The 6,208-nt window shown below is 59.1% G+C and carries 6 protein-coding genes and 1 pseudogene; 4 read left to right on the forward strand and 3 right to left on the reverse strand.

The features are described 5' to 3' along the window. Window positions 1-57: 57 nt before the first annotated feature. From motA to cheA, 3 genes are all read left to right on the forward strand, one after another. Window positions 58-921 carry a flagellar motor stator protein MotA gene (gene motA, locus IWX85_RS16895; protein WP_196870496.1) on the forward strand — a complete coding sequence of 288 codons (864 nt, stop codon included), beginning with the start codon at window positions 58-60 and terminating at the stop codon, window positions 919-921. Window positions 922-942: 21 nt separating this feature from the next. Further along, the gene (gene motB, locus IWX85_RS16900) at window positions 943-1,884 is read left to right on the forward strand and encodes a flagellar motor protein MotB (RefSeq protein WP_196870497.1); all 942 of its coding nucleotides are present in this window, start codon (window positions 943-945) and stop codon (window positions 1,882-1,884) included. A gap of 100 nt (window positions 1,885-1,984) precedes the next feature. Further along, window positions 1,985-4,063, forward strand: coding sequence for a chemotaxis protein CheA (gene cheA, locus IWX85_RS16905; protein WP_196870498.1), 2,079 nt, complete (start codon window positions 1,985-1,987; stop codon window positions 4,061-4,063). 317 nt (window positions 4,064-4,380) lie between these two features. Here the strand turns inward: cheA and IWX85_RS20550 are convergent, their stop codons facing one another. Genes IWX85_RS20550 through IWX85_RS20560 form a run of 3 tightly spaced genes read right to left on the reverse strand, consistent with a single transcriptional unit; the run spans window position 4,381 to window position 5,742 of the window. Continuing rightward, window positions 4,381-4,731 carry a VWA domain-containing protein gene (locus tag IWX85_RS20550; RefSeq protein ID WP_370584316.1) on the reverse strand — a complete coding sequence of 117 codons (351 nt, stop codon included), beginning with the start codon at window positions 4,729-4,731 and terminating at the stop codon, window positions 4,381-4,383. A 21-nt stretch (window positions 4,732-4,752) separates the two neighbouring features. Next, window positions 4,753-5,007 carry a hypothetical protein gene (locus IWX85_RS20555; RefSeq protein WP_231379888.1) on the reverse strand — a complete coding sequence of 85 codons (255 nt, stop codon included), beginning with the start codon at window positions 5,005-5,007 and terminating at the stop codon, window positions 4,753-4,755. Window positions 5,008-5,064: 57 nt separating this feature from the next. Further along, window positions 5,065-5,742, reverse strand: a complete 678-nt coding sequence (locus tag IWX85_RS20560) for a hypothetical protein (RefSeq protein WP_231379890.1) — start codon at window positions 5,740-5,742, stop codon at window positions 5,065-5,067. A 311-nt stretch (window positions 5,743-6,053) separates the two neighbouring features. Here IWX85_RS20560 and IWX85_RS21000 point away from each other — a divergent pair. Then, a pseudogene (locus IWX85_RS21000) lies at window positions 6,054-6,176 on the forward strand (LEPR-XLL domain-containing protein); the annotation flags it as partial. Between the last annotated feature and the right edge of the window lie 32 nt (window positions 6,177-6,208).

A 6,208-nucleotide genomic window follows, 5' to 3' on the forward strand; every position in this document is an offset into this window, starting at 1 on the left:
CCTGCCGCAAGGGGGGGGTGACGAATCGTGAAGTAAACACTGAATGGGGAGAGCGGCGTGCTGGTGATTATTGGTTATGCGGTGGTGCTGGGGTCGGTGTTTGGCGGTTATGCCCTGATGGGCGGGCATTTTGGCGTGCTTTACCAGCCCCTGGAACTGCTGATCATTGGCGGCGCTGCCGTCGGTGCCTTCATCGCGGGCAACGATGGCAAGACCATACGCGCCACGCTGAAGGAACTGCCCAAACTGGTCACGAGCTCGAAAAAGCACGACAAGGCTTTGTTCATGGAGTTACTTGCCCTGCTGTACGTGCTGCTGTCCAAGGGCCGCAAGGAAGGCATGATGGCGCTGGAGTCCGATGTCGAGGACCCGAAGAACAGCCCGATATTTGCGCAGTACCCGGTCATCCTGGCCGATGCCCACGTGCTGGAATTCATGACAGACTACCTGCGCCTGATCGTCAGCGGCAACACCGATCCGCATGAGATCGGGGAGCTGATGGAGCAGGAAATGGAGACCTTCAAACATGAAGGCCTGATTCCCGCTCACAGCCTGACACGTGTCGGCGATGCACTGCCGGCGCTGGGCATCGTGGCGGCGGTGCTGGGCGTGGTGCATGCGCTGGCGTCAGCCGACCTGCCGCCGGCCGAAATGGGCCAGCTGATTGCGCATGCGATGGTCGGAACCTTTTTGGGCATCTTGCTGGCCTATGGTTTCGTGTCCCCGCTGGGCACCTTGATCGAGCACAAGGTGGCCGAATCGCTCAAGATTTATGAATGCATCCGGGTCACCTTGATGGCCGGCCTGAACGGTTATGCGCCGCAGCTGGCAGTCGAGTTCGGCCGCAAGGTCCTGGTTTCTACCGAGCGGCCTTCCTTCAGCGAACTCGAAGGGCATGTACGCGATGTCAAGAGCCGCTGAAGCGAGCCGCCACGAGTTGCCATGAGCGCCGATAAACGTCCAATCATCATCATCAAGCGCAAAGTGATGGCGGCTGGCCACCATGGCGGGGCCTGGAAGATTGCCTTTGCCGACTTCATGACGGCCATGTTCGCTTTTTTTCTGGTCATGTGGCTGCTGTCGTCGTCGTCGCCCAAGCAGTTAAGAGGCATTGCTGAACATTTTCAGATGCCTCTGAGCACAGCGCTCAAAGGTGGGCCGGCGATCAACAACAGTCCCAGCGTGATTCCTGGCGGTGGAGACCCTCCATTGACCAAGGACGAGATCAAGAGGCCGAAAAGCGAGGAGGAACTCGACGCGATGGCCAATGCCGAGGATTTTGCCCGCCTGGACAACCTGAAAAAGCAGCTCGACGAGATGATCGAATCGAGCCCGCTGCTCAAGCAGTTTCGCCCTCAGTTGCTGATCGATATCACGCCAGAAGGCTTGCGCATCCAGATCGTCGACAGCAGCAACCGGCCGATGTTCGACCGGTCCAGCGCCGTGGTGGTTTCCTACATGCACACCATCCTGCGCGAGATCAGCCCGGTCATCAATGCACAGCCCAACAAGATCACCTTGTCCGGGCATACCGATGCCACCCAATACGCACAGGGTGACAAGTCCTACAGCAACTGGGAGCTGTCGGCCGACCGGGCCAATGCGTCGCGCCGCGAACTGGTGGCTGGTGGCCTTCAGGAGGTCAAGATCCTGCGGGTCATGGGTGTTGCATCGAGCATGCATCTGAACCAGGAAGACCCATTTGCACCCATCAACCGCCGCATCAGCATTGTTGTGCTCAACCAGCGTGCCCAGTCCGCCATCGAGAAAGCCAATGCAGCCAATGCCTCTGGTGGACTTGCCAGGCCGGTCGCTTCGCAGCCAGCCCCTGCCGGCCAGACAGCCGTGAAGCTGTCAACTGTCGCCCCCGGCCAGCCGAGCTGACGCCCCTGCCAATGCTTTGTCACCGGATAAACCTATCATGCGACATGCTTGTCTGGATCGACTGGCTAGCCCTCAGAACCCAACCCGAAAAGCCTAAAAGATGGACATCACACAGTTTTACCAGACCTTTTTTGAAGAAGCAGATGAACTGCTGGCGGAAATGGAGCAGCTGCTTTTGGGGCTTGACCTGCAGGCGCCCGACAGCGAAAACCTGAATGCCGTGTTTCGCGCAGCGCATTCGATCAAGGGCGGCGCTGCCACCTTTGGCTTTGTGGCGCTGACCGACACCACCCACCTGTTAGAGAACCTGCTGGACCGCGCGCGGCATGGCGAGCTGACGCTGAGCACCAAGATGATGGATGTTTTTCTGGAGACCAAAGACGTGTTGCAAAAAGAACTGAGCGCTTACCGCGAGGGCACGGAACCCGAGCCACAGATGGTCGCGCAGATTTGCGCCGTGTTGCGCGAGCTGGCCCTTGAGGCCAATGCCGCCGCCTCGCCCGTGGCCACGGCCCCGCCCGCAATAAAAACGATAGCACTTGCGCAGGCAACGGTACCGGTGCCAGTGCCAGTGCCAGTTCCGGCAGCCCCCGTGCAGGCCAACAGCGGCCCGCCAGCCGTTCCCACGCTGAAGGTCCGCTTCACCAAGGTCTCGGACCATGACCAGAAGCTGCTGGCCGAGGAAATGGCCAACCTCGGCACCGTGCTGGCGCAGACTGTCGAAGCCGACAGCCTGACGCTGTGGCTGCAAACGGCGTGCGATGCTGATGACCTGGTGGCGGTGAGTTGCTTCATCGTGGAAACCGAGCAGATTGAAATCAGCACTGGGACGCCAGAAGAGGCGCCGGCATTGCCGCCGCAGTCTGCGTCACAGCCGGAACACCCGGCTGCGCTGGAAAGTATGGCCCTTCTTCCTGATGCAGCCGCAACGGTACCCGTGCTGCTGTCAAACGCCGTTCCCAGTGCGGCTCCTGCCGCGCCAGCCGTCGCCAGCCAGGCCAAGGAGTCCAACTCCATTCGGGTGGATGTCGAAAAGGTGGACCAGATCATCAACCTGGTCGGCGAACTCGTGATCACCCAGTCGATGCTGACGCAAACCGCTTCTGCGCTTGACCCCGTGCTCCACGAGCGGCTGCTCAGCGGCTTGGGTCATCTGGAGCGCAATGCGCGCGACCTGCAGGAGTCGGTGATGTCGATCCGCATGATGCCGATGGACTATGTGTTCAGCCGCTTCCCGCGGCTGATCCGCGACCTGTCGGCCAAGCTGGGCAAGCAGGTGGAGCTGGTGACGGTGGGCAAGGAAACCGAACTGGACAAGAGCCTGATCGAGCGCATCATCGACCCGATTACCCACCTGGTCCGCAACAGCCTTGACCATGGCATCGAGCCGCCGTCGCAGCGCGCCGCAGCCGGCAAGGACCCGGTCGGCCGGCTCACGCTGTCGGCCCAGCACCAGGGCGGCAGCATCGTGATTGAGGTCAAGGACGACGGGGGTGGCCTGGCGAGGAACAAAATTCTGGCCAAGGCCCGTCAGCAGGGCATCGCCATTGCCGAGAACGCGCCCGACGAGGAGGTCTGGCTGCTGATCATGGCGCCGGGCTTTTCAACCGCCGAAGCTGTGACCGATGTGTCGGGCCGGGGCGTCGGCATGGATGTGGTCAAGCGCAACATCCAGGAAATGGGCGGCCATGTCGAGATTGCGTCGGTGCAGGGCAGGGGCACGACGATCCGCATCGTGCTGCCGCTGACGCTGGCGATCCTCAACGGCATGTCGGTCAGGATCGGCAGCGAGATCTATATCCTGCCCCTGAACTACGTCATTGAATCGCTGCAGCCCAAGTCCGAAGACCTGCATGCGATCACTGCCGACGAGCAGGTGCTGCACGTGCGCGGCGAGTATCTGGCACTGGTCGAGATGCACAAGCTGTTTGCCGTGGCCGATGCCGTGCACAACCCGACGCAGGCGATTGTCGTCATCGTGCAGGCCGAGGGAACGCGTTTTGCACTGCTGGTGGACCAGCTGGTCGGCCAGCACCAGGTGGTGGTCAAGAACCTGGAAACCAACTACCGCAAGGTGCCGGGCATTTCCGCTGCCACCATTTTGGGCGACGGCAACGTGGCGCTGATCATCGACGTGGCGGCCATCCAGCGCACCCATCGCGAGAAAAAAGTGCGTTGACCCATCACGCTCCTGCCAGGCAGAGATGCTGCGGGCTTTGCGGCAGAAAGACCCAGGCGCGCTAGGCGTGCTTGATGCCGGTTCCAAATCATTCCGACATGTCGTTGCTTCGGGTTGGCATGCTGCAGTACTGTCTGCAATGTCTGGGGCTTCGCCTGGTCAGGAAGGAACTGCTGGGTCGAACGGCCCTGATCAGCCAGAATCCGGAGAGCAGCTCAACCCAGGCAATTTGCCCGGCAAGTGGTTTTGCCACTTAGCTGCTGATTCGACAGGCGACAGGCGACAGGCTCTGCAGGGTTGGCACGAAGCTGGCCATTTCATGCCGCCACCAGCCGCCGTAACCAGTCGAGCAACACGCTTGGGAGCAGTTCAGGCCGGGGCAGCAGCGCGTAATGTTTCGAGCCGAACACGGCGGGCAAATAGTTGGCTGCCTGATGGTCGATGGTCAGGCAAAACGGTGAAATGCCCTGCAGCTTGGCTTCAACCACGGCCTGGCGCAGGTCTTCCACGCCGTAGCGGCCTTCGTAGTCGTCAATGTCATTGGGCTTGCCGTCCGACAGCAGCAGCAGCAGCAGCCGGTGCTCGGAGGCCTCCCTCATCAACAGCGTGCTGGCATGACGCAAGGCAGCACCGGCGCGGGTGTGGTGTTCTGGCTTCAGGACGGCGATGCGCTGTGCCGCTGCGTTGTTTTAGCGCTCGTCAAAACGCTTGATGCTGCGCACCACGACTGCTTGCGGGCCCTCATCTGAAAACGCCAGCACGCTGTAGGGCTCGACCATCCCGTCCAGGGCAATACACACCAGCAGCGGCGCTTCGCGCTCGACGTCGATGATGCGCTGGTCGGCGGCAATCCAGCCATCGGTCGCGCCGCTGACATCGACCAGCTGCATGATGGCGATGTCGCGCCGGCTGCGCCGTTCGGACTGGTAGAGGCGCTGCGCCATCGGCAGCCTGGCGCGAAAGTCGGCATGACTTTCTAAGGTCGGTGATGACGGTTTCGCTCAGGTCCTACGACTGGATAAACACCAATAACTCGGCTTTTTCCACACCATGCCATCATCGCGGTCACACACGAAATTGAGCACCATGTGGCGGTTTTTGTTTGGGCCAGCAAAATTTTTCACTCGAAAAATGTTCTGTAGCCCAGACTCCTGGCGCACGGTGCTTGCCATGGATCCATGGCGACGCCGGACACTTTTGCACGCCACGCTACCTCGCATGGCATGCGTCTTTTGGCCCTGTGGGAAAGTCTTGTCTTTGTTGTTGGTGGGCGTGGGCGGTGTAATCGCAGGGCGTGCGCGGCCGTGCCCGCTTTGAGCAATAAGCTGCCCTGGGTCAATATCTCGTTGACCGTCCCCAGGATTTGCTTTGTGAACTTGTATTTCTCCAGCTGCTGGCGAAAGCGCCGGATGGCTTGCTCGTCGGGAAGCCGGCCAAAAATAGCAAACTTGGCAAACACCCTGTAAAAGCGGTGTGTCTAAAAACGCCTTATTCGTGCCGCGTTTTAACAGCGTGAGCCACTGCGGCTGTGCAAGTGAACGCGCAGCATCGTCTCCATGGAAAAAAGCGACTTGCCGTGGCGACTTTCCGGGGAGTGAGGTGCTATTAAAGCCACCAGCGCAGCCCAAGGAACGACTTGCTCCAACTGTTCTGAAAAACTTACGTTTGGGGGGCTTCACGCTCAGCTTGAGATCCAGGGTTAGACATGTTTCCTGACTCTATTTTCTCGGGATGCATTTATAGCAAGCACACAAACGCAAAAATTACGCAGGGTTCCCACTGAAGTTCGCTCAACATCGAACAATCAATCTGTACATTTTTCAGTATTTATTTACAATTGTTAACGGAGTAAAAGTGCAAAGATTGTGATCTTGTGTTTTTTTGTTCTTCTGGTAGTGAGCAAAAACACACAAGGTGCGAGTAGGTTTGAAAAAATTTTTTCGACACAGTTAGTGCGCTGAACAGTTGTCAGACTTTTGATTGGGACGAGATGAATGCAGTAAAAAAATCAGTGGCAACGCGTATTCGTGATGCCATCCGTCGCGATGCGTTTCGGATAGAGCCTCTGGAGCCTCGCGTATTGCTTTCAGCTGATCCGATTTTTGCGCCAATGCTGATTGCGTTACCACCCGATAGAAACGATAT

The organism is Polaromonas sp. CG_9.11 (assembly GCF_015752225.1).
Taxonomy (GTDB): domain Bacteria; phylum Pseudomonadota; class Gammaproteobacteria; order Burkholderiales; family Burkholderiaceae_C; genus Polaromonas.

Bases quoted from the DNA above. Each gene is read 5' to 3' on its own strand.
- motB (WP_196870497.1), top strand. From the start codon at position 943: ATGAGCGCCGATAAACGTCCAATCATCATCATCAAGCGCAAAGTGATG.
- cheA (WP_196870498.1), top strand. From the start codon at position 1,985: ATGGACATCACACAGTTTTACCAGACCTTTTTTGAAGAAGCAGATGAA.
- IWX85_RS20555 (WP_231379888.1), bottom strand. From the start codon at position 5,007: ATGGCGCAGCGCCTCTACCAGTCCGAACGGCGCAGCCGGCGCGACATC.